Origin of the sequence: Ornithinibacillus xuwenensis, from assembly GCF_039614845.1 — a bacterium.
GTDB classification, from domain to species: Bacteria; Bacillota; Bacilli; order Bacillales; family Amphibacillaceae; genus Ornithinibacillus; species Ornithinibacillus xuwenensis.
The window spans coordinates 361,293-379,896 of record NZ_JBDIML010000001.1; the positions used below are offsets into that span (position 1 = coordinate 361,293).

General features: G+C 34.7%; 25 protein-coding genes and 2 riboswitches. Of the genes, 11 read left to right on the plus strand and 14 right to left on the minus strand.

The genetic code is table 11. The annotated features are described in order from the left end of the window. Nucleotides 1-18: 18 nt before the first annotated feature. Entirely contained in the window at nucleotides 19-597 is a 579-nt protein-coding gene (locus ABC228_RS02175; RefSeq protein WP_345823445.1) for a hypothetical protein, read from the minus strand. A gap of 39 nt (nucleotides 598-636) precedes the next feature. After that, nucleotides 637-840, minus strand: coding sequence for a hypothetical protein (locus ABC228_RS02180; protein ID WP_345823446.1), 204 nt, complete (start codon nucleotides 838-840; stop codon nucleotides 637-639). 177 nt (nucleotides 841-1,017) lie between these two features. On the opposite strand from ABC228_RS02180, the gene rpmG reads away from it, so the two are divergent. The 4 genes from rpmG (at nucleotide 1,018) to ABC228_RS02200 (ending at nucleotide 3,812) form a co-directional block, all read left to right on the plus strand. After that, nucleotides 1,018-1,167, plus strand: coding sequence for a 50S ribosomal protein L33 (gene rpmG, locus ABC228_RS02185; protein WP_026681152.1), 150 nt, complete (start codon nucleotides 1,018-1,020; stop codon nucleotides 1,165-1,167). A gap of 82 nt (nucleotides 1,168-1,249) precedes the next feature. After that, complete coding sequence (locus tag ABC228_RS02190; RefSeq protein WP_345823447.1) at nucleotides 1,250-1,807, plus strand: 5-formyltetrahydrofolate cyclo-ligase; 558 nt, start codon at nucleotides 1,250-1,252, stop codon at nucleotides 1,805-1,807. A gap of 67 nt (nucleotides 1,808-1,874) precedes the next feature. Further along, nucleotides 1,875-2,078 (plus strand): hypothetical protein, encoded by a 204-nt coding sequence (locus tag ABC228_RS02195; RefSeq protein WP_345823448.1) that lies wholly within the window; start codon nucleotides 1,875-1,877, stop codon nucleotides 2,076-2,078. Nucleotides 2,079-2,264: 186 nt separating this feature from the next. Beyond that, nucleotides 2,265-3,812 (plus strand): rhomboid family intramembrane serine protease, encoded by a 1,548-nt coding sequence (locus ABC228_RS02200; RefSeq protein WP_345823449.1) that lies wholly within the window; start codon nucleotides 2,265-2,267, stop codon nucleotides 3,810-3,812. A 35-nt stretch (nucleotides 3,813-3,847) separates the two neighbouring features. On the opposite strand, the gene ABC228_RS02205 is transcribed toward ABC228_RS02200, so the two are convergent. Beyond that, on the minus strand, nucleotides 3,848-4,696 hold the full coding sequence (locus tag ABC228_RS02205) for a hypothetical protein (protein ID WP_345823450.1): 849 nt from the start codon (nucleotides 4,694-4,696) through the stop codon (nucleotides 3,848-3,850). Between the two features lie 158 nt (nucleotides 4,697-4,854). On the opposite strand from ABC228_RS02205, the gene ABC228_RS02210 reads away from it, so the two are divergent. From ABC228_RS02210 to ABC228_RS02225, 4 genes are all read left to right on the plus strand, one after another. Continuing rightward, entirely contained in the window at nucleotides 4,855-6,312 is a 1,458-nt protein-coding gene (locus ABC228_RS02210) for a spore germination protein (RefSeq protein WP_345823451.1), read from the plus strand. A 74-nt stretch (nucleotides 6,313-6,386) separates the two neighbouring features. Next, nucleotides 6,387-6,599: a YqgQ family protein gene (locus tag ABC228_RS02215; RefSeq protein ID WP_345824148.1), complete on the plus strand. Its 213-nt coding sequence runs from the start codon at nucleotides 6,387-6,389 to the stop codon at nucleotides 6,597-6,599. After that, nucleotides 6,596-7,564 (plus strand): ROK family glucokinase, encoded by a 969-nt coding sequence (locus ABC228_RS02220; RefSeq protein ID WP_345823452.1) that lies wholly within the window; start codon nucleotides 6,596-6,598, stop codon nucleotides 7,562-7,564. The genes ABC228_RS02215 and ABC228_RS02220 overlap by 4 nt, the downstream gene beginning before the upstream one ends. A gap of 154 nt (nucleotides 7,565-7,718) precedes the next feature. Next, nucleotides 7,719-9,599, plus strand: coding sequence for an LTA synthase family protein (locus tag ABC228_RS02225; protein WP_345823453.1), 1,881 nt, complete (start codon nucleotides 7,719-7,721; stop codon nucleotides 9,597-9,599). A gap of 45 nt (nucleotides 9,600-9,644) precedes the next feature. On the opposite strand, the gene ABC228_RS02230 is transcribed toward ABC228_RS02225, so the two are convergent. Next, nucleotides 9,645-9,827: a DUF2759 family protein gene (locus tag ABC228_RS02230; protein ID WP_345823454.1), complete on the minus strand. Its 183-nt coding sequence runs from the start codon at nucleotides 9,825-9,827 to the stop codon at nucleotides 9,645-9,647. Between the two features lie 180 nt (nucleotides 9,828-10,007). Between ABC228_RS02230 and ABC228_RS02235 the strand changes: the two genes are divergently transcribed. Then, the gene (locus ABC228_RS02235; RefSeq protein WP_345823455.1) at nucleotides 10,008-10,634 is read left to right on the plus strand and encodes an MBL fold metallo-hydrolase; all 627 of its coding nucleotides are present in this window, start codon (nucleotides 10,008-10,010) and stop codon (nucleotides 10,632-10,634) included. Between the two features lie 55 nt (nucleotides 10,635-10,689). On the opposite strand, the gene ABC228_RS02240 is transcribed toward ABC228_RS02235, so the two are convergent. The 8 genes from ABC228_RS02240 to comGA all read right to left on the minus strand — a co-directional run bounded on the left by ABC228_RS02240 (nucleotide 10,690) and on the right by comGA (nucleotide 14,938). After that, nucleotides 10,690-10,932 (minus strand): DUF2626 domain-containing protein, encoded by a 243-nt coding sequence (locus tag ABC228_RS02240; RefSeq protein WP_047979920.1) that lies wholly within the window; start codon nucleotides 10,930-10,932, stop codon nucleotides 10,690-10,692. Between the two features lie 146 nt (nucleotides 10,933-11,078). Next, nucleotides 11,079-11,459, minus strand: a complete 381-nt coding sequence (locus ABC228_RS02245) for a hypothetical protein (protein WP_345823456.1) — start codon at nucleotides 11,457-11,459, stop codon at nucleotides 11,079-11,081. Continuing rightward, nucleotides 11,431-11,847, minus strand: coding sequence for a competence type IV pilus minor pilin ComGF (locus ABC228_RS02250; protein ID WP_345823457.1), 417 nt, complete (start codon nucleotides 11,845-11,847; stop codon nucleotides 11,431-11,433). Before ABC228_RS02250 ends, ABC228_RS02245 begins: the two co-directional genes overlap by 29 nt. Continuing rightward, a complete protein-coding gene (locus tag ABC228_RS02255) occupies nucleotides 11,831-12,172 on the minus strand; it encodes a hypothetical protein (RefSeq protein WP_345823458.1) in 342 nt (113 codons plus the stop codon). The genes ABC228_RS02250 and ABC228_RS02255 overlap by 17 nt, the downstream gene beginning before the upstream one ends. Further along, nucleotides 12,159-12,587 (minus strand): competence type IV pilus minor pilin ComGD, encoded by a 429-nt coding sequence (gene comGD, locus ABC228_RS02260; protein WP_345823459.1) that lies wholly within the window; start codon nucleotides 12,585-12,587, stop codon nucleotides 12,159-12,161. The genes ABC228_RS02255 and comGD overlap by 14 nt, the downstream gene beginning before the upstream one ends. Then, the gene (gene comGC / locus ABC228_RS02265; RefSeq protein WP_345823460.1) at nucleotides 12,574-12,900 is read right to left on the minus strand and encodes a competence type IV pilus major pilin ComGC; all 327 of its coding nucleotides are present in this window, start codon (nucleotides 12,898-12,900) and stop codon (nucleotides 12,574-12,576) included. Before comGC ends, comGD begins: the two co-directional genes overlap by 14 nt. A 12-nt stretch (nucleotides 12,901-12,912) precedes the next feature. Further along, on the minus strand, nucleotides 12,913-13,965 hold the full coding sequence (comGB, locus tag ABC228_RS02270) for a competence type IV pilus assembly protein ComGB (protein WP_345823461.1): 1,053 nt from the start codon (nucleotides 13,963-13,965) through the stop codon (nucleotides 12,913-12,915). Continuing rightward, entirely contained in the window at nucleotides 13,928-14,938 is a 1,011-nt protein-coding gene (gene comGA / locus ABC228_RS02275) for a competence type IV pilus ATPase ComGA (protein WP_427902202.1), read from the minus strand. Before comGA ends, comGB begins: the two co-directional genes overlap by 38 nt. Nucleotides 14,939-15,048: 110 nt before the next feature. Here comGA and ABC228_RS02280 point away from each other — a divergent pair, with 110 nt between their 5' ends. Both ABC228_RS02280 and ABC228_RS02285 read left to right on the plus strand, forming a co-directional pair. Then, entirely contained in the window at nucleotides 15,049-15,579 is a 531-nt protein-coding gene (locus tag ABC228_RS02280; RefSeq protein WP_345823463.1) for a shikimate kinase, read from the plus strand. A gap of 15 nt (nucleotides 15,580-15,594) precedes the next feature. Next, a complete protein-coding gene (locus tag ABC228_RS02285) occupies nucleotides 15,595-15,780 on the plus strand; it encodes a YqzE family protein (protein ID WP_345824149.1) in 186 nt (61 codons plus the stop codon). 26 nt (nucleotides 15,781-15,806) lie between these two features. Here ABC228_RS02285 and ABC228_RS02290 read toward each other — a convergent pair whose 3' ends face one another. Beyond that, entirely contained in the window at nucleotides 15,807-16,583 is a 777-nt protein-coding gene (locus ABC228_RS02290) for a YqhG family protein (RefSeq protein WP_345823464.1), read from the minus strand. Beyond that, complete coding sequence (locus ABC228_RS02295) at nucleotides 16,570-18,237, minus strand: DEAD/DEAH box helicase (protein WP_345823465.1); 1,668 nt, start codon at nucleotides 18,235-18,237, stop codon at nucleotides 16,570-16,572. Before ABC228_RS02295 ends, ABC228_RS02290 begins: the two co-directional genes overlap by 14 nt. Nucleotides 18,238-18,385: 148 nt before the next feature. Then, nucleotides 18,386-18,486, plus strand: a riboswitch (glycine riboswitch). 3 nt (nucleotides 18,487-18,489) lie between these two features. Continuing rightward, a riboswitch (glycine riboswitch) is annotated at nucleotides 18,490-18,579 on the plus strand. Nucleotides 18,580-18,604: the final 25 nt, after the last annotated feature.

An 18,604-nucleotide genomic window follows, 5' to 3' on the forward strand; every position in this document is an offset into this window, starting at 1 on the left:
AAAAAATAATTAATAATATTATTTCGTTAATGCCTCCGCAATCTCGTAATAACTCATATCACTTGATACGGTAAAATCTCCAAGCTGTATTCTTAACGCATAGCCTTCGTCCTCTAAATAAGCAATAAATGCTGCGGCATCATCAATAATGCCATTTGCTTCAAGCTCATCACTTATAGCAGAAGATGGCATTCCAGATTCAATCGTTAATGTATACGATTTCGCTGTTTCCTCGGTTTGACTTTCTTCCTTAGTTGCATTTTCTGAAGTATTCTCTTCAGTTTCTGTTTGTTCAGTTTCAGTTTTTTCTGTTTCTTTCTCAGTAGCTGTTGAATCTTCTTCTGTATTATCAGCTTCTTGATTTTCTGTATCCTCTGCAGGTTTTTCTGTACCTTCTTCCGTTCCATTCATAGACATGGAAATGTATTCGGATTCAGTAAGTACACGATAGCCCTTTTCTTTCATTTCATTAACGACGTCTTCCACTGGCATCTCAGAAAGATCAATGTCAGAGCTTTCCGTAAAGTAATTTACGATTAGCATGACGACAGCAGCAGTAAATAGACCTACGGCAAATGCACGTATTGGTTGCTTCATGGTTTTCCACCTTACTTTAACAAATTTTATTTCTTAAGATTATTCATTTGCTGAAAAATCTTCGGTTAGTAATTCTTCTTCTAGAATTTTTACTTTTTTCTTCAATTGATACGTGTCTTGCATAGTTGATATTGACAATTGCTCTATTTCACTTTCAATCTTTTCGAATCTATCATTGAGGAAAAATGATAGAACAAATAAAGCAATAGCAATAATAAGTATGGTTAAACCTGCAAAAATCATAATTCTACCTCCATTTCAATATACATTACTAGTTATATCATACAAATCATAACTAGAAAACCATAAATTTTTTCCAAACCATCTTGATTGATTTCCAAACATTTGATATTATATATAAGTCTGAAAAGAACTATTAGATGCGTTTATCGCTAGTTTATATAGTTTGGAGGGAAAAACATGCGCGTAAACATCACTTTAGCTTGTACTGAAACAGGAGATCGTAATTACATTACGACAAAAAATAAGCGTACAAATCCTGAGCGTATCGAGCTTATGAAATATTGCCCACGTCTTAAAAAACATACTTTACATCGTGAAACAAAATAATTATTCACAGATTAAGAGCTTGCTTTTACCATTAGGTTAGAGCAGGCTTTTTTTCGATTAAGGCACTAGGGGAGGGTACTAAATGAAAAAAAGGACGTTGCGTGAAAATATGATAACCAAGCTGAAGGCTTTACCTATAAATGAAAGAAAAGCAATTGAAGAACAATTACGCTCTAATCTCCTTAACTCCAGCCTTTGGAAGAATTCTAATACTATTGGGATTACTATTTCCAAAGGATTTGAATGGGATACACAGTTAATTATTGAAGAAGGTTGGAGGCAAGGGAAGAGTATTGTTGTTCCAAAGTGCTTTCCGAATGATAAAGAGCTTGTATTTTACAGACTACATAGCTTTAATGAGCTTGAAAGTGTGTATTATAATCTATTAGAACCAAAACCTAATGATCAGAATAAAACAACAAAAGAACAAATTGATTTATTACTCGTACCAGGAATTGTATATGATGAACGCGGTTATCGAATCGGATTTGGAGGAGGTTATTATGACCGATTTCTTTTCGACTATAATAGTCAGACGGTTTCTCTTTTAAGTACGATGCAGTTATCAGATAACGTACCAGTAGAACCTCATGACATTCCAGTTCAGCACTTACTAACAGAAAATGGATTTATCCAGTAATCCCACGAATATTTTCACCTAGATTGAAAAAACTAATCATGCCAAACTACAGGAAGAGGGGTTCGACATGATGAGGATAATTTTCATTTTATCTGGTGTTATAGCTGCAATCTCAGTCTTATATAAGTGGCGATATAAACTGATGAATGCTGTATTAGCGGTCAGCTTTCTTAGAAGGATTGCTGTGTCAGCTTCTATGAGAATGCCATCCATTCGTAAAAACATTTTGCCAAGTTTATTTAATCAATCGACAAATTCACCTACCCAATGAATCGAAAGCTGTCTTGCACAGCTTTTTTTATTGCGATTAAACGAAAGATTAAGTCGTGATTAATAGCAATTTTTTTATTATACTGGTATCATAAAAAACTATCGGTAGTAGCTTCAACTATCATCATACTTTCCTATAAGTAATAAATGCGATAGTTTGATATGATGGTATAAGGGAGGGGAACAAATGGAAAGAGAAGAAGCATATGTAATGTACTCACTTGCACATCAGTTGAGCCAGGAAAATGGTTATGATGTTTTATATATAAACGATAAAGTAGAAGAAGTATGGTTAGAAAAATTAGAGCAGAAGAAATCATTAATAGTTCGTATTTCAACTATTGGATTTGATTGGAAAAACCACTTAAAGAAAGACATCGCCCAAGTATTCCAAAAGACAAATGCCATGCGAAAAATGCTTCAGGGAAAAAATATTGAGGTACATAATGTGTATATTTCTCCACATACACCAGTTGATAGCTGGGAAATGTTGAAGAAGCCTATGATCATACAAGAGAAGAATCCAATTAAAATGATGACGTATTATTTATCAGGTGAAGATTTTTACAAGGAGAAAAACCGATTAAGCGAAAACCTACAAGTTTCTTTTCAACAAGAAGCGAAAGAAATATTACCTGAGGAGCAAGTAGAGAAAGCTATTCAAAATGCAAAACTAGAACTTGTGAAAAAGATTCAACATAAGCAAAAGGAAGAAGAAGCTTTATTCACCTTTGGAAAGCCAATCTTCACCTACTTGCTGATTGGTATAAATGCTATCCTCTACCTTCTATTAGAAATTAATGGCGGTAGCTTAACAAATCAAACACTCATTGATTTTGGTGCGAAATTTAATCCCGCTATAGTAGATGGGGAATGGTGGCGATTATTTACCTCTATGTTCCTCCATATCGGATTCTTACATTTTGCATCGAATATGCTCTTTTTATATTATTTTGGATCACTTGCAGAGAAAATGTATGGATCTATCCGGTTTATTAGTATGTATATCTTAGCGGGAGTTGCCGCAAGCATCGCTAGTTTTGCCTTTGTTACCAATATTTCAGCAGGGGCTTCGGGTGCACTATATGGCTTGTTTGGTGCCTTCATTTATTTTGGTTTGTTTTACAAGCGGGTCTTTTATCAAACGATTGGTAAGAATATTTTAATGGTACTTGCTTTAAATATCGGGTTAGGTTTTTTTCTCCCGCAACTAGATGTGATAGCCCACATGGGTGGATTAGTTGCTGGATTTATTGCAGCGGGTATTGTCCATCTACCAAAAAAAAGAAAATTACGAACGCAAGCTATCGCATTTATCATCTATGTTGTTTTAGTAATTGGAATCTTTTTATTCGGTATGGAACAGAACCCGAATAAGGCATCCTACCAGACATTAAATATTAATATGCTGCTACAAGAAGAACGATATGAAGAAATTGTCGAGGGTGCTACAAAAGGATTAGCGAACCCTAAAGGATTTGAGGCATTACTATTATTTCAGCGTTCCTATGCCTATAGTCAATTAGAACAAATAGAGCCTGCAATTGAGGACTTAGAACAATGTATTAACGTTCTCGAAAATCCGAAAGAATTACCTGAGGCTTATTATAATTTAGCACTACTTTATCAAGAGGTCGGAGATGACAGGGCAGAAGAACTGATTCGAAAAGCATACGAATTAATTCCATCCGATCTACGAATTGAAGAGTTGTACAAGAATATTACGGGAGAATAAGTATACAAAGTACTTATTCTCCTTTTAGTAATGTATCATCTTATTTTTTGAATTAGTTTTTCCTTCTGACCATTCATTTCAAATAGAACCAATAAATGATTTCCTTCTTTTTCTATTAATATTAAGGGAATATAGCCTTCAAGTTTTTCCTTTGAACCAATATATGGAATAATGTAATTTTTATATATTCCCTCCCAAAGCTGCCCCATAATTCGATCCGAACTTCTCTTATCAAACGAGGGGAATGCCTTAGCTTGATATTCATAAAGATCAGTAAGTGGAATACTGTAATAATCATTAATATCAAGATGGAAGTGGAATAGTAAATCTTGCCAATGTGCTAATAACTTCTTTTGGGTAAGTGTATCTAGTTTCGCTATAGAATTTGCTTGATTGGTTGTTTCAGGCTTGTGAAATGAGTTAAATGCATTGTTCTCCTTTATGACAAACATTGTATCCTGAGATAGCTTTTGTATACTTCTAATAGAATCCTCATTTTTATGGATCTCACCATAATGAAATGTAATGGATTCCCACTTTAACTCATTTTCTTCCTTAATATTTTCGGAAAAGTGTATCGTATCAGCATCCTCTTTCCACTGACTTCGCATTCCGAGCACCTGTCCATTTCCAAATAGTAAGGAAACATCTTGCCGGAGGTACAATACTTCTTCTGTCTTAGAAGTAACATCCCAGTTAATTGAATAGCTAGCCTTGCTTCCATCTTCATTAGTACGTTCTAGTGTAGTTTTCGCATCTACAAAGCTTGTCCCATATTCAAGAGGAAAGTAGGTTATCGTTGGAACGCTATTTATTTTTACAGCGAAATAAATTCCGAAAGTTGTCACCATAACAAAGAGAGCCAGTACTATTTTCTTTTGCATCGCATCGCATCCTCTTAAAATTTTTTAACAATGGTGCATGATACATTTATTCCACTATATGTGACTATACGAGTCTTTATGAATACGGAAACAGGTGCATAGAAATTGGTGGTGTGCTAAAACTAGTAGTATTAAATTTTTGCATTACCGGAGGCAGTATGGAAAAAGAAAAACAATCACTTTTCACAACTTTTGAAGAGAATAATACGTATATTCATGATCGTTTACAAGTGGATAAGAGTTTCGATATCGTTCACTTGGATTTGGAATATGCAGGTAGAAATATGTCCATGTTTTTTATTGATGGCTTTGTAAAGGATGATATATTACATCTACTAATGAAATTACTCGCAAAGCTCAATCCTGAAGATCTCGAACCTAATCCATTAACGAAGCTGATAAAGACTTACTTACCATATGTGGAGCTTGACCAGGTAGATGACTTAAATCAAGCATCAGACTTAGTGCTTGGTGGTCCAACTGCTCTATTAGTCGAAGGATTAGATAAAGTCATCATTATTGATGCCAGAACCTATCCGGTACGTTCACCTGGTGAACCTGACCTTGAACGTGTCGTTCGAGGGTCTCGAGACGGATATGTGGAAACAATTGTCTTCAATACCGCACTAACAAGAAGACGTGTTCGAGATCGTTCTCTCCGTATGGAATATATGCAAATTGGTAGAAGATCACTCACTGATATTTGTATTTGTTATATCGCCGACATTGCGGATGAGAATAGAGTAGAAGATTTAAAAAACAAAATGAAGGAAATTGATACGGATGGACTTCCAATGGCTGAGAAAACGATTGAAGAATACATTAGTGGGCGACATTGGAATCCATTTCCAACAGTAAGGTATACAGAAAGACCTGATACCGCGGCAACGCATTTATACGAAGGACATGTTTTAATCATTATTGATGGCTCTCCAAGTGTGATGATGACACCGACAACTTACTGGCATCATTTACAGCACGCAGAGGAATATCGTCAAAAGCCTTTAATTGGTGCGTACCTCAGAATGGTAAGATTTTTTGCTGTATGGGCATCTATTTTTATACTGCCTTTATACTACTTATTTTCTGTGAATCCAGATTTATTGCCAGAATCCTTGTCTTTCATTGGACCAAATGAATTAGGAGCCGTTCCTATTTTAGCACAGTTCCTTATTGCGGAAATTGGGATAGATATGCTAAGAATGGCCGCCATTCATACTCCAACAGCATTGGCTACTGCAATTGGACTTGTAGCGGCTATATTAATTGGCCAAGTGGCAATTGAAGTGGGCTTGTTCTCATATGAAGTCATCCTCTATCTTGCTGTTGCTGCTATTGGTACGTATGCAACACCTAGCTATGAATTAAGCTTGGCCAATCGGATTGTTAGAATCTTTCTATTATTGATTACAGCATCGTTTGGAGTAAGTGGATATATGGCAGGTACATTGATGTGGATTATCTATACATCGCGTATGAAATCCTTTGAGGTGCCATATTTTTGGCCATTACTTCCTTTTTCGTTTCGAGCGTTTCGAGATGTGTTAATTCGAACTCCTATTCCGTTGAAAAATCGCAGACCAACTATTTTACATCCGAAAGACCCAGACCGATAATTATCTGGGTCTTTATTTATGCAAAAAGACTATAATTCATGACAACTAATTGGTATAATATGTATGGTGATTTGATGAAAACGATTTATGATGTTCAGCAAATTTTAAAACGGTTCGGAACCTTTATTTATACAGGAGACCGGCTTGTTGATATGGAGCTAATGCAAATTGAAATTAATGAACTATACAAAGCGGGATGTATTGATATAGAAGAATATCAACTAGCAATCTTATTATTACGTAAAGAGGTAAACAGACTTCATACTGAAAAAGGTGAGAAAATATGAATAAAAATGTGATTGTGGGAGTAGACATTGGAGGTACTACTGTAAAAATTGGTTTTATTAAATCTAATGGGGAAATCATAACGAAGTGGGAAATTCATACGAACACAGATAGTGCAGGTACGTCAATTGTAGATGATATATGGAACGCGATTTCACATAGAGCGAAAGAACTTTCAATTCATCAAGGTGAATTCCTTGGAATTGGAGTAGGAGCTCCTGGTTTTATAGATAGTAAGAACGGGTATGTTTATGAAGCAGTAAACATTGGCTGGAGAGATTTTGAGCTATCAGACTATTTATCTCGTAAATCAGGATTACCAGTGTTTGCAGAAAATGATGCCAATATTGCAGTATTAGGAGAAAACTGGTTAGGTGCTGGACATAATTCGAATGATGTGATTGCGATTACTTTAGGCACAGGTGTTGGTGGTGGCGTAATTGCAGGAGGGAATATATTAAATGGGGTAAATGGCACCGCTGGTGAGATTGGGCATATAACGGTAGATCCGAACGGTTACCCTTGCAATTGTGGTAGAAGGGGATGTTTAGAGACAATTGCATCTGCAACTGGTATTGTACGTCAAGCAATGAAAATCATTGAAAACGATTCAGCAAGCAAATTAGCTGAAGTATATCATGAAAATGGCACCCTATCAGCAAAGGATATTTTTGCATTGGCTGAGTTGGGTGATCAAGATTCGATGAAAATTATTGAACATATAGCAGATGTGATTGGCTTAGTAATCGCCAATATGACCGCAACCTTAAACCCTTCCAAGATATTAATTGGCGGAGGCGTATCGAAAGCAGGAGACCAGTTACTTTCACCAATACGAAATGCTTTTAATAAATATGCCTTACCTAGAGCAAGTGAAGCATGTGAATTAAGCTTGGCGGAATTAGGAAATGATGCCGGGATTATTGGTGCAGCCTATTTGGTGAAGCAGCAATTAATTAATGCGTAGGTAGCATTTAAAATTATTTGTAAATTTTTTGAAACTTTTTAGTGTTGTCAATCGTCTTATTGTATAGGATGTTTTTCCTGTTTTATCCGTTTGCCGTTACAAGAAGTAACTTGAAGCATATATATAATGCAGTAGTTTCATAGGAGGATATAGTATGTTTATTAAAGGAGTTAAGATTCCTTTATATGTAGTAGCAACGATATTATTTGGAATCAAAACGTATATTGTATATCGTTTTCTCTTTCATTTAGAAATTGAGAATGCGATGCAAGAGTTTATTTTAGTAATCAACCCGTTTGTGTCTGCTTTTATTATTTTCGCTATCAGTGTATGGATAAGAAAGCCATCGAGACAGATGAAATACTTGCGGTATATGACATTAATTGGAACCCTAATTATTTTTGCTAATCTAGTATTCTATCGATCTTTTTCAGACTTTATTACCGTTCCGCAATTGTTCCAAGGCGGTAATGCAGGCGATTTAGGTGAGAGTATCTTATCGCTTATAAAGCTGTATGACATCTTGTTATTTGTAGATGTAATTGTAATTTGGTATTTAAGTAAAGCGAAACAGGATAAGGTGACTACGAAGTATCCTAGAAGTGGAAAAGTATGTACATTGGCGCTATCATTAGCATTAATAGTAGGAAACTTTTTCCTTGCTGAAATGGAAAGACCACAGCTTTTTACTCGTGCATTCGACCGTGAATATTTAGTAAAATACGTTGGTTTATTCAATTATCATATTTACGATTTAGCATTGCATTCAAAGGTTAAAACGCAGCATGTATTTGCAGATGGAAGTGAATTACCATCAATTAAGGAGTATGTCGAAACCGACATTGAACAGTCTGGTAAATCAGAATTATTTGGAATTGCAGAGGATAGAAATGTTATCTTCATTTCTGCAGAATCATTACAAAGCTTTGTTATTAATAATACGGTTAATGGTCAGGAAATCACGCCATTTTTAAATGGTTTAACAGAGGATGGAGACACCTATTACTTTGAAAATTTCTATCATCAAACAGAGCAAGGGAAAACATCTGATTCTGAATTTCTAGTTGAAAATTCGCTCTACCCATTGTCAAGAGGTGCTGTATTCTTTACACATGGTCAAAACGAATATCATGCACTTCCTGAACTATTAGGTAATGAAGGCTATTACTCTGCTGTCTTTCACGCTAATAATAAGAGCTTCTATAACCGTGATCAAATGTATCCAAATTTAGGTTTTGATTATTTCTATGATGAGGATGCATATGAAGTAACATCCACTAATAGTATCGGATGGGGATTAAAAGATAAGTCGTTTTTTGAACAATCAATGAAATATTTACAAACACTCGAAGAGCCGTTCTATACAAAGTTCATAACATTAACGAATCATTTTCCATTTGAACTGGATGAACAAGATCAATCAATCGACAGATACGATTCTAATTCAAATACGTTAAACAATTTTTTCCCTACTGTAAGATATATGGATGAGTCCATTGAACAATTCTTTACACAGTTAAAGGATGCTGGTTTATATGAAAATTCCATTATCATAATTATGGGAGATCATTATGGTATTAGTTCCAATCACAACAAAGCAATGAGCCAATACTTAGATAAGGAAGAAATTACACCTTATGATCACGTGCAATTACAACGAGTTCCATTGTTTGTCCATATTCCAGGGCATGGAGAAGGAGAAGTTAAATCAACTATCGCTGGTCAAATCGATATGAAGCCAACCATCCTTAGTTTGTTAGGTATTGAAGTTGAAGATGACATCTATTTTGGAAATGACTTATTTAACGAGGACCGTAAAGAATATATCATTCTTCGAAATGGAGATTTTATTACGAAAGACTATATATACACTCATGATACTTGTTATAACTTTGAAACTGGAGCCCCGGTAGAGGAAAGTCAAACAGATGCTTGTTCACAGTTAACCGAAAAAGTAGAAACAGAACTTGGTTATTCAGATGATATTATATACGGTGATTTATTCCGATTTGTTGATTTTAAAGAAGCGAATTAAAATAAAAAAGCTGCATTAGCAGCTTTTTCTTTTTGTAAGATTAAATTATAGTACGCCTTTTATAGATGAAATAATGGTGCTGATGGAGAAGAATCCAAATACAAGAACAGATACTGCAGAAAAACCTAGGGCGAAAAAGTTTCTATATTTTAATTGACGAATAACGGATACAACCGATACGATTGCTACAATTAAAAATAGGATACCCAATACGATATGTGGTGACATAGTTTCAGAAAACCTCCTTATGTTTCATGCAAATATTCTTTGTTTGTGTTATAAAACCATTTATAATAATATGTATCATACTAACACATTTATTCTAGTATAAAATGTTGAATTTGTCGAGAAAATCAAGTACATATTTTATTTTCTATTATTGTTAACAGATGTGAGGGTGTTGATAGGATGAACATAAAACAATTTTCATTAGGACCTTTAGGAACGAACTGCTATCTTATTTACCAGGAACGTCATGCAATTATTATCGATCCGGGTGGAGATAGTCATGTTCTAGTTGATTATTTTACCAAGAATCAACTTAATCCAGAAGCTATTTTATTGACGCATGGTCACTTCGACCACATCGGTGCAGTCGAGGAATTACGCCAATATTATCAATTTCCTGTTTATATGCATGAAGAAGAGAAGACTTGGTTAGATAATCCAGAATTAAATGGCTCTAAGCTATTTATCGGTAATGAAATTACAACTAAAGAACCAGACTTTTTACTAAAACCGGGGAAGACGAAAATCTCTCAATTTGACTTTGATGTTTTCCATACACCTGGTCATTCGCCAGGAAGTATTAGTTTTTACTTTGAAAATAGCAAGTTCATTGTTAGTGGAGATGTCTTATTTTATCAAGGAATTGGAAGAACCGATTTACCCGGGGGAGATTATGGTCGGATAGAGGAGACAATTAGGAATATATTCTATCGACTACCTGATGAAACTGTTGTCTATTCTGGTCATGGTCCTCATACAACTATAGAGGAAGAGAAAAGGAATAATCCATTTATTTCACAAAAATAGGCAAAACAAAAACCCTGCGATTGAAACGATATGTAAGCAGGGTTTTTGTTTTTTATTAATGCCCAAAACCAGGCACTAAAATAAATTCTGAATACCATGTAAAACCTATAAAGAAAACAGTACAATAAGCTCCGAACAAGTACATATACATACGCTCAGATAATTTTAAGTAACTTACTGTAAGGAAAAATACCGTCTGAACTAAGAAAAGTAATGCAGTGTTTGTCATACCACCAACATAAAACATTACTGTAAATATACCTGTCCAGAAGGCAAGGACTCGAAACATTCGATCCATGATTTCCCCTCCTTTTCGCTGACTTCATCAATGTTATTATATACGAGGATGTAAAGATTGTAAATGAAACTTATATAGAACCTGTATGAATATCAAAACAATTTGGCATTTTGTTCATTCTACATACTAGTGTGAACAAGTTTTAACTAGTTATGTGACTTAGTTGCTAAATTTAACTTTTTTGTGACAGTGTAATGATAATCTTCATTTGTAACGATGTTAAAGTGTAGCAGTAGCGTATTATCAGCCATTTGACTAATATTAATATGATTAACTCCATCAGGGGATTCATACGTCGTACTTCGAAAATCTTTTTTCTGAAGAAATTCTTCCTCATAGCGTTCATATCCTATTTGAAATAGTGTTTGTGCTTTTATCTGTTCCATATGATTTGCTGTAATCCGGATATCATGGCTAAATGAAATAATACTGAAGGAGAGATGTAATAAAACTAGTGAAGTCAGTAATAATACAGAGGGAAAGGTAATTCCTTTCTGATTACGGATAATAGACAATGATTTTTTCATACGAATCTCCTTTTTTTGTTTGAATGTGAATTTTAAAACCGTTCAATAACGAATATACAGCAAAGCTCTTAATGTCTCTTAAATAGATTTCATGTCCTACATGATTCACCTGGCGGCGGATTAACGTACCATATTGCTCAATGGTTGCAATCTCACCATTATCTAATTCAAGATTTATTATATCCTTCCCAACGGAGTATCCATTTGCTTCTATTACTTCCCGTTGAATCAGGTTGAAAAACTGCTGAATCGATATTTGATCGTAATAAGTATTTTGATGGAGAGCTCGTAATATGGCTAATTGGAGTGTTATACAAATGGCGATAATCGTGATTGCTATTAACGTTGTGTAAAGGGTAAAACCATTTTCATTAGTTTTGATAACCATAAAGACATACCTCTTCTGAGCGTTGTGCAATGTTATTCCACTGAGCACAGCCTTTTATAAGACTCTCCTTGGTTAGCTTAAAGGAAAGCTTAACAGGTGTTGCTCCTATTGTTTTTTCAGAAACCTTTGGAAGAAGCGTATTATTATCCCATAGCACTAACTGTAATTCGTCATGTAATTGATCAGTAATGATGCGCTTATCACTGTGAATTTGTTTTTCTTGTGAAATGAGTGAATATAAGGGGATCCATGCTGTGGTAATGATGATTAGGATTGAAAGTGAAATAAGGGATTCCGTTACCGTAAATCCATTACTGTTTAACAATATATCCACGTCCTTTTCCGAGCGGAAATACAATTTTATATTTCGTTCGATTTGTTTGAATCTGTATTGTACCTGCCTTTCTGATTGCCCCGTTAGAATTAAATGATATTGTATCTAATGTTCGACGATCTAAGCTCCATCCTTTTGGCAATTTTCGTATTGTTTCCTGATTTGCTGAATCAACTAGGATGTAGCTTTGTTTTTCAAGAATGATACGAACATAGTCATTGGAACCGATTGCTTGGCTTTGAACATATAAAATATCGTACTGAAGTGTATTAAAAAAGAATTCTTCTGTTTTTTTATGATAAAGGCTGTTTATCAATGGAACACTTAAAGAAAGTATCATCAACCATATGGTAAGTACGACTAATGACTCAATAAGGGTGAATCCCTTTTGGTTAGTCGTTCTCATGAGGGGGAGGGGAGACCTTTCCAGTGGTAGAGGAATAGCTCAGTGGAAAATTAGGATTGTTGCAATATACTTGATTCTCATAGATGTAGTTTTCTTGAACCAATTCATCAAGGTTATTAGGATAAGAATGATTCTCTAAGTAAAATGAATCCACTTGCGTTTGAACGACAGTTACTAATGCTTCACATCCTTTCACTTGAACATCGTTACTCTTGTTACCTAAATTTGGAATAATTAATAACATTAAAATCGATACGATGAGTAGTACAATCAACATTTCAATTAAGGTAAATCCCGCTTGATTTTTACTCATATTCTCACTCCTTTAAATGGTTTCCATATAGTGATACATTGGTAATATCAATGATAGATAGATGCAAATAATAACCAAACCTAATGCCATGAAAAATATTGGCTGAATATACGTAATACTTTTGAGGATCCGCTTATTTAGTTCATCAGTTAGAAATATTGCATAGATTTCTAAATCTTTTTGAAGGGTATTCGTGTTTATGTTTTTCTGAAATATTTCAGCGAGTTGAGCCTTCATCAAGGGTAGCTCAAGAACGATGTCAGCAGCATGGATTCCTTGGTTTAATCCATCTGCAATGATAGTTGCATAATGAGATAGAATGGGGAGCTTGGTTTGTTTGGATATAATGATAAGAACATCTTTTAATGATAAGCCAGTCCTTAATAGAGAGCTCATATGTGTAGAAAATTGGTATGAGGTATTTAGCTTTAAGAAGCTTCTGTATATTGGAATGGTCGTATAAATCTTAATCTGAGACGATATCGGAAATTTGGATTTAAATCGTTTCCACAACCATTTTGTCAATATGATAAGCAGCATCAAAGTAATGAAGGAATAGTAGATGACAGATGAAATGAAAACAGAAAAAGTTATGGCGGAAAGCTTCTGATGACTATTTTGGAACAATAGCAAAATATTCGGAATAACGGATTGTTGAATAAAGAAAAATACAAAAGAAAAAACAATTAATAAAATAATAGGATATCGGATGACTTGGGTAAGTTTTTGTTGATAACGGATTCTTTCTTCGTAGATATCCACACACTTTTTAATACTGCTTTCTAGGTCACCATATTCTTTTGCAAAGAAAAGGTATGTTGTAATGAATTCATTAAATCTTAATTTTTCTAGTGATTGATCAATACTTAAACCACTCTTTAAATCGGCGATAATAGGATTGGTTATCGTATGCAATGTTTTGTCCCATCTTAACGTCTCCAATGCAGATAATAGAGAATAACCATTAGAAAGTACTCTTGATAACCGTTGTAAAAAACGAAGTTGAAGTTGTGTGCTTACTTGTTGCTTATTTGTCTTCAAATGTATCTTTTGAAATAAACCCATAAAGGAATGCCTTCTTTCTTAAATGTTGGAAGGAATATATGCTATTCTTCAATGCTCTTTCCTTTCCTGAAATCACATCCTCTAATAATTTGTTCTCTAGAATTTCCAGAATTGCTGCCCGTTGTTCTTTTCTAGAATAGGTGCTGAGGGGGAGCAGTTGAATGGATGATATTCCGATGAGGGATTGTTGAAGATTAGTGGGAGTTAATCCCATTTCCAATAATCGTTGAATGGTACCCTCTGTATCTTTTGCGTGAATGGTACTGAGTACGAGATGTCCAGTTAGAGAGGCTTCTAGCGCAAACCGCGCTGTTTGTTGGTCTCGTATTTCACCAACCATGATGATGTCAGGGTCATGTCTAAGAGCGGCTTTTAAACCAGATTGGTATGTTATTCCCGCTTTTTCATTAACCTGTACCTGAAGTATGTCGTGGATATTCTTTTCGATTGGGTCTTCTAAAGTAATCGTTTGATAGGATTCTTCCTCTAATACAGATTGGAGTAACGCATATAATGTTGTCGTTTTCCCACTTCCTGTAGGGCCAGAGAATAATATTAATCCGGCTTTGTTCTTCATCCATTGTTTTACTTTTTGGAATTGCTGCTGGAAAAGAAAAAGATGTTCAAGTGATAGCGTATCATCTTGGGGTAATAGTCGAATGGCAAGACTTTCGTAGTGATTAACGGGTAAGGTTGATAAGCGGAGGGAAACGGTTTTACTTTTATGGAAATGTGTGATTATTCCGTTTTGTGGTTTTCTAATTTCACCAATATCCATTCCTGATGTAAACTTATAATAGGTAAGAAGTAATTTGTACTGTGACATGGTTAACGATTTATATAAGATTCTTGTTCCATTTACTCTTAAATAAACTTTGGTATTTGCTTTGAAGGGATAGAAGTGAATATCAGTGGCGTTGGATTTGATGGCGATAGAGAGTAATTGTTGCGAAAGTGTTTCCGCGGGATTCAATGGATGCACACCTCCAGTACGTCAGATTATTTTGCTGCATATATCAATTCGACATCAATTGCTATAATCCTTCTTAATTCTTAAAAAAATTTTAAAAAGGGTGTACCACAATGACATACATATACTTCATAGGTTTTATGGGTAGTGGCAAATCAACCATTGCTAGGCTGATAAGCCAAAGGTTAGCTATTCCTTTTATCGATATCGACAATGAAATAGAGTTCCAGCAAAAAAGAAAAATAGTGGATATTTTTCAAGAGGATGGAGAAGAGGTATTCCGTTTATATGAAACAAAGGTGTTAAAGGAAATAACGGATAAACCACTAATATCGACTGGTGGAGGGGTTGTTGAAAAAAATGAAAACATTAATTATATGAAACAAAATGGAATCATCATTTATTTAAAGACTTCCTTTTCTGAAATAAGTAGCCGACTTGCACATGATCATTCAAGACCTTTATGGAAGGATGATACGAATAAGCAAGCATTGTTTGACAAAAGAATTAAGCTGTATAATCAGATAGCAGATTTCATCGTCGATGGCGATAAGCTCACGCTACAGGAGCAAGTTAATGAAATCATAAAATATATTCGTATAAAGAGAATCATAAACGTCAAAGATAAACATAATTCATTGTAAAAAGAGGTGGTACAGATAAAAGGAAATGATTATGTGAAATTTATGACACAGCAAGTTGTATCCTACATGGATTTACCGAAGGAAGAACGTAAAAAGAGAAGAACGGATATAAAGGCACAAAGAAATCATCTTCCTATTGGAAACAGATGGTTTGGTGTTTTGCCAGTTGCTATAAAATCAATCTTTAAACGGGCAGAATAGCAGGTTTAGCATGTAGACCTGCTATTTTAATTTCCTGTTAAATAAAAGATGCCACCATTTACTACCGAAAACTGAATCTTTGGCTGATATCGTTCTTTAATATCCTGTAATTCCTTTTCCATTTGCTCCACATCCTCATCGCGATCACCTTGATAAAAATGCTTTAGTAAGTCAACTTCTTGTTTCAGTTCCTCAATTGACTCTGCTGCCCATTGATGGTCTTGGTCTTGTATATATTGATCAATGACAGTTAATATGCGTCTGAAACCGCTATGAGGTTTTATAATAGGCGTTATCGTATAACAGTAATCAGAAATTTGCATTTGGAGATCTTTTGCATTTAAAAAATCCATCATGTCTGTTTTCATTTGTCCATTCACTAAGTTTAGTCCTAGTGAGAATATCTCATCTTTATTTCGCTTCCCAATATAGCTTAATTTGATATTCGTAACTAACCATGGCTGTAAGGCTGTATTCCTTACAGCATGAACAACCTCAAAGAGTTTTGTGAATTGCTCATTTTCCTTTAAATGATTTACAATTTGTTGTAAACGAGGACTACCAAAATGAATCCTTTCTCCTTTTTCCTCTGTATTATCCTGATTCGTTATTAAAGTTAACTGCATTGGGTCGCCGTTTTTCCCCATTTTTTTAACATAATGCCAGTAGAAGGGACGGTTCATTAATGCTCGGTCCATTTCTTCCGTAAGCTGAATCTTTAACACACCATTCTGATTAGCAACATGGCAATGGTGTGCGGTAAAGTAACTTTGTAAGAAACGATTTAAATTATGGATTGCCATACTGGTTCTCCTCTTGTTCAGTATTCTGATGCGTACTATGAATAATGGAAGCTAAGTTATCTAGTTTAATTTTCACTTCACCTGTTGAAGACGATTCATTCATAATTGATTTCACTTCTGACTCAAAGCTATTAATATTTAACTCCGCTAAAATGTCATCTAAGTGACCGATAACCTGTTCAAATAATGCAATTTTTTCATAAAGTAGCTTCATAATATGTTCTTCAAGTGTTCCGCGAATTGCAAAGTTATGAATATGAACATCTTTTTCCTGGCCGTAACGGTGTATTCTCCCAATACGCTGTTCAAGTCGCATCGGATTCCATGGTAAATCATAATTTATCATATGATTACAGAACTGCAAGTTAATTCCTTCGCCACCTGCTTCGGTTGCAATGAGTACCTGAGCCTTGTCTTTGAAAAGTTGCTTCATCCAATCCTTTTTTCCTGGCTTAAATCCACCACGAAATGGGACAGAACTAATACCATGTTGCTGCAAATACCATTGTAGATAAAACTGAGAAGCGCGGTACTCCGTAAATATAATGACTTTTTCTTCGCCGATATTTTGAATTAGTTCTACAACTTTTTTTGCTTTAGCGTGATGTGGAAGCTGACCGATTTTATCTAGAATAGGCTGAAGGTATTCTTGATTATGTTGATTTTCTTCACTCGCAAACTTTTGTAACGAAAGAAAACAAGCCTCTCTCGAAGAACAAAGCTCACGTAAAAACGTTATCTTAGAAAAAGTTGAAAATGGTTGGACCATATGATCTAACTCGTTATAAGCCTGGAGTTCCTCTGGTGTAAAGTCAATCCATACAGTATCGATATGTCGCTTAGCATTATTTAAGTCTGTATCCTTTCTTGTATTACGAACCATTACTTTTTGCACTAATTGCTTTAAATATACATCCTGATTTATTTTCTTTCGGTCCCTGCCATATTGTTCTAAGAATGATTCATAGCTTCCTAAATGACCAGGTTTAAGAATAGAGACTAGGTTGAAAATCTCGATTAATTGATTTTGTACAGGGGTTGCTGTTAACAGCAAGCAATACTTCTTTTTTAATGCACGGACAAAAGCATAATTTTTTGTTTTGTGATTTTTCAATTTATGTGCTTCATCAATTAATATAAAATCATAATTGATATCCAAAATTGCTTCCCGATGGGGGGATCGCTTTGCTGTATCAATCGATGTTACGATTATATCGTATTGGTCCCAAGCATAATTCTTACGATGTGCTGCAGCGGGTATAAAGAATTTTTCGTTCAATTCCTTTACCCACTGATTTACTAACGATGCTGGTACGATAATGAGTACTTTTTTCACAAGACCACGAATCATATATTCTTTCAAAATTAATCCAGCTTCTATAGTTTTACCTAATCCAACCTCATCTGCTAAAATCGCTCTACCATTCATTTCTTCTATCGCTTGTTTGGCGGTTTCGATTTGATGAGGTAAGAACTCCATTTGTGGTAAAAATTCTAGTGCTCTTAAACCATTAAAATCTTTTGTTATGGTAGTTAATTCAGCATCATATGCCATCTTAAATAATTCCCATGAAGAAAAAGGACCATCAAGTTCAAGCTTTTCAACTAGTTTATCGATAAAATTTGTTTCCTGAAGAATGTCTATATTATGCATCATATACTTCCTTTATCAATAGTTTCATAATCATAAAATATACAAGACACAATTTGATAGTTGTGTGGTATAATGAATCCGAAATATAAGTAACAAACACTATTTTGTACATAGTATAACCACAAAGTTCTAATTTCATAAAAAGCGAATGATTACAAGGGGAGAGATTACTTATCGTTTTTGACATAAGTAACGCCGAAGGAGCAAGCAAATTGTGAATCTCTCAGGCAAAAGTACTCTTGTAGGACGCAACTCTGGAGAGCGTTTACACATGTAAACCACCCACGAAGCACGCATTTTCGTATTTGTGAAAATGTTAAACTTTCTGGTTAAAGGACAGAGATTTCCCCTAATAAAGAGGAGAAAT

What these genes read in the sequence shown, in the direction of transcription:
- ABC228_RS02175 (WP_345823445.1), bottom strand. Translation starts at nt 597, where the DNA reads ATGAAGCAACCAATACGTGCATTTGCCGTAGGTCTATTTACTGCTGCT.
- ABC228_RS02180 (WP_345823446.1), bottom strand. Translation starts at nt 840, where the DNA reads ATGATTTTTGCAGGTTTAACCATACTTATTATTGCTATTGCTTTATTT.
- rpmG (WP_026681152.1), top strand. Translation starts at nt 1,018, where the DNA reads ATGCGCGTAAACATCACTTTAGCTTGTACTGAAACAGGAGATCGTAAT.
- ABC228_RS02190 (WP_345823447.1), top strand. Translation starts at nt 1,250, where the DNA reads ATGAAAAAAAGGACGTTGCGTGAAAATATGATAACCAAGCTGAAGGCT.
- ABC228_RS02195 (WP_345823448.1), top strand. Translation starts at nt 1,875, where the DNA reads ATGATGAGGATAATTTTCATTTTATCTGGTGTTATAGCTGCAATCTCA.
- ABC228_RS02200 (WP_345823449.1), top strand. Translation starts at nt 2,265, where the DNA reads ATGGAAAGAGAAGAAGCATATGTAATGTACTCACTTGCACATCAGTTG.
- ABC228_RS02205 (WP_345823450.1), bottom strand. Translation starts at nt 4,696, where the DNA reads ATGCAAAAGAAAATAGTACTGGCTCTCTTTGTTATGGTGACAACTTTC.
- ABC228_RS02210 (WP_345823451.1), top strand. Translation starts at nt 4,855, where the DNA reads ATGGAAAAAGAAAAACAATCACTTTTCACAACTTTTGAAGAGAATAAT.
- ABC228_RS02215 (WP_345824148.1), top strand. Translation starts at nt 6,387, where the DNA reads ATGAAAACGATTTATGATGTTCAGCAAATTTTAAAACGGTTCGGAACC.
- ABC228_RS02220 (WP_345823452.1), top strand. Translation starts at nt 6,596, where the DNA reads ATGAATAAAAATGTGATTGTGGGAGTAGACATTGGAGGTACTACTGTA.
- ABC228_RS02225 (WP_345823453.1), top strand. Translation starts at nt 7,719, where the DNA reads ATGTTTATTAAAGGAGTTAAGATTCCTTTATATGTAGTAGCAACGATA.
- ABC228_RS02230 (WP_345823454.1), bottom strand. Translation starts at nt 9,827, where the DNA reads ATGTCACCACATATCGTATTGGGTATCCTATTTTTAATTGTAGCAATC.
- ABC228_RS02235 (WP_345823455.1), top strand. Translation starts at nt 10,008, where the DNA reads ATGAACATAAAACAATTTTCATTAGGACCTTTAGGAACGAACTGCTAT.
- ABC228_RS02240 (WP_047979920.1), bottom strand. Translation starts at nt 10,932, where the DNA reads ATGGATCGAATGTTTCGAGTCCTTGCCTTCTGGACAGGTATATTTACA.
- ABC228_RS02245 (WP_345823456.1), bottom strand. Translation starts at nt 11,459, where the DNA reads ATGAAAAAATCATTGTCTATTATCCGTAATCAGAAAGGAATTACCTTT.
- ABC228_RS02250 (WP_345823457.1), bottom strand. Translation starts at nt 11,847, where the DNA reads ATGGTTATCAAAACTAATGAAAATGGTTTTACCCTTTACACAACGTTA.
- comGD (WP_345823459.1), bottom strand. Translation starts at nt 12,587, where the DNA reads ATGAGAACGACTAACCAAAAGGGATTCACCCTTATTGAGTCATTAGTC.
- comGC (WP_345823460.1), bottom strand. Translation starts at nt 12,900, where the DNA reads ATGAGTAAAAATCAAGCGGGATTTACCTTAATTGAAATGTTGATTGTA.
- comGB (WP_345823461.1), bottom strand. Translation starts at nt 13,965, where the DNA reads ATGGGTTTATTTCAAAAGATACATTTGAAGACAAATAAGCAACAAGTA.
- ABC228_RS02280 (WP_345823463.1), top strand. Translation starts at nt 15,049, where the DNA reads ATGACATACATATACTTCATAGGTTTTATGGGTAGTGGCAAATCAACC.
- ABC228_RS02290 (WP_345823464.1), bottom strand. Translation starts at nt 16,583, where the DNA reads ATGGCAATCCATAATTTAAATCGTTTCTTACAAAGTTACTTTACCGCA.
- ABC228_RS02295 (WP_345823465.1), bottom strand. Translation starts at nt 18,237, where the DNA reads ATGCATAATATAGACATTCTTCAGGAAACAAATTTTATCGATAAACTA.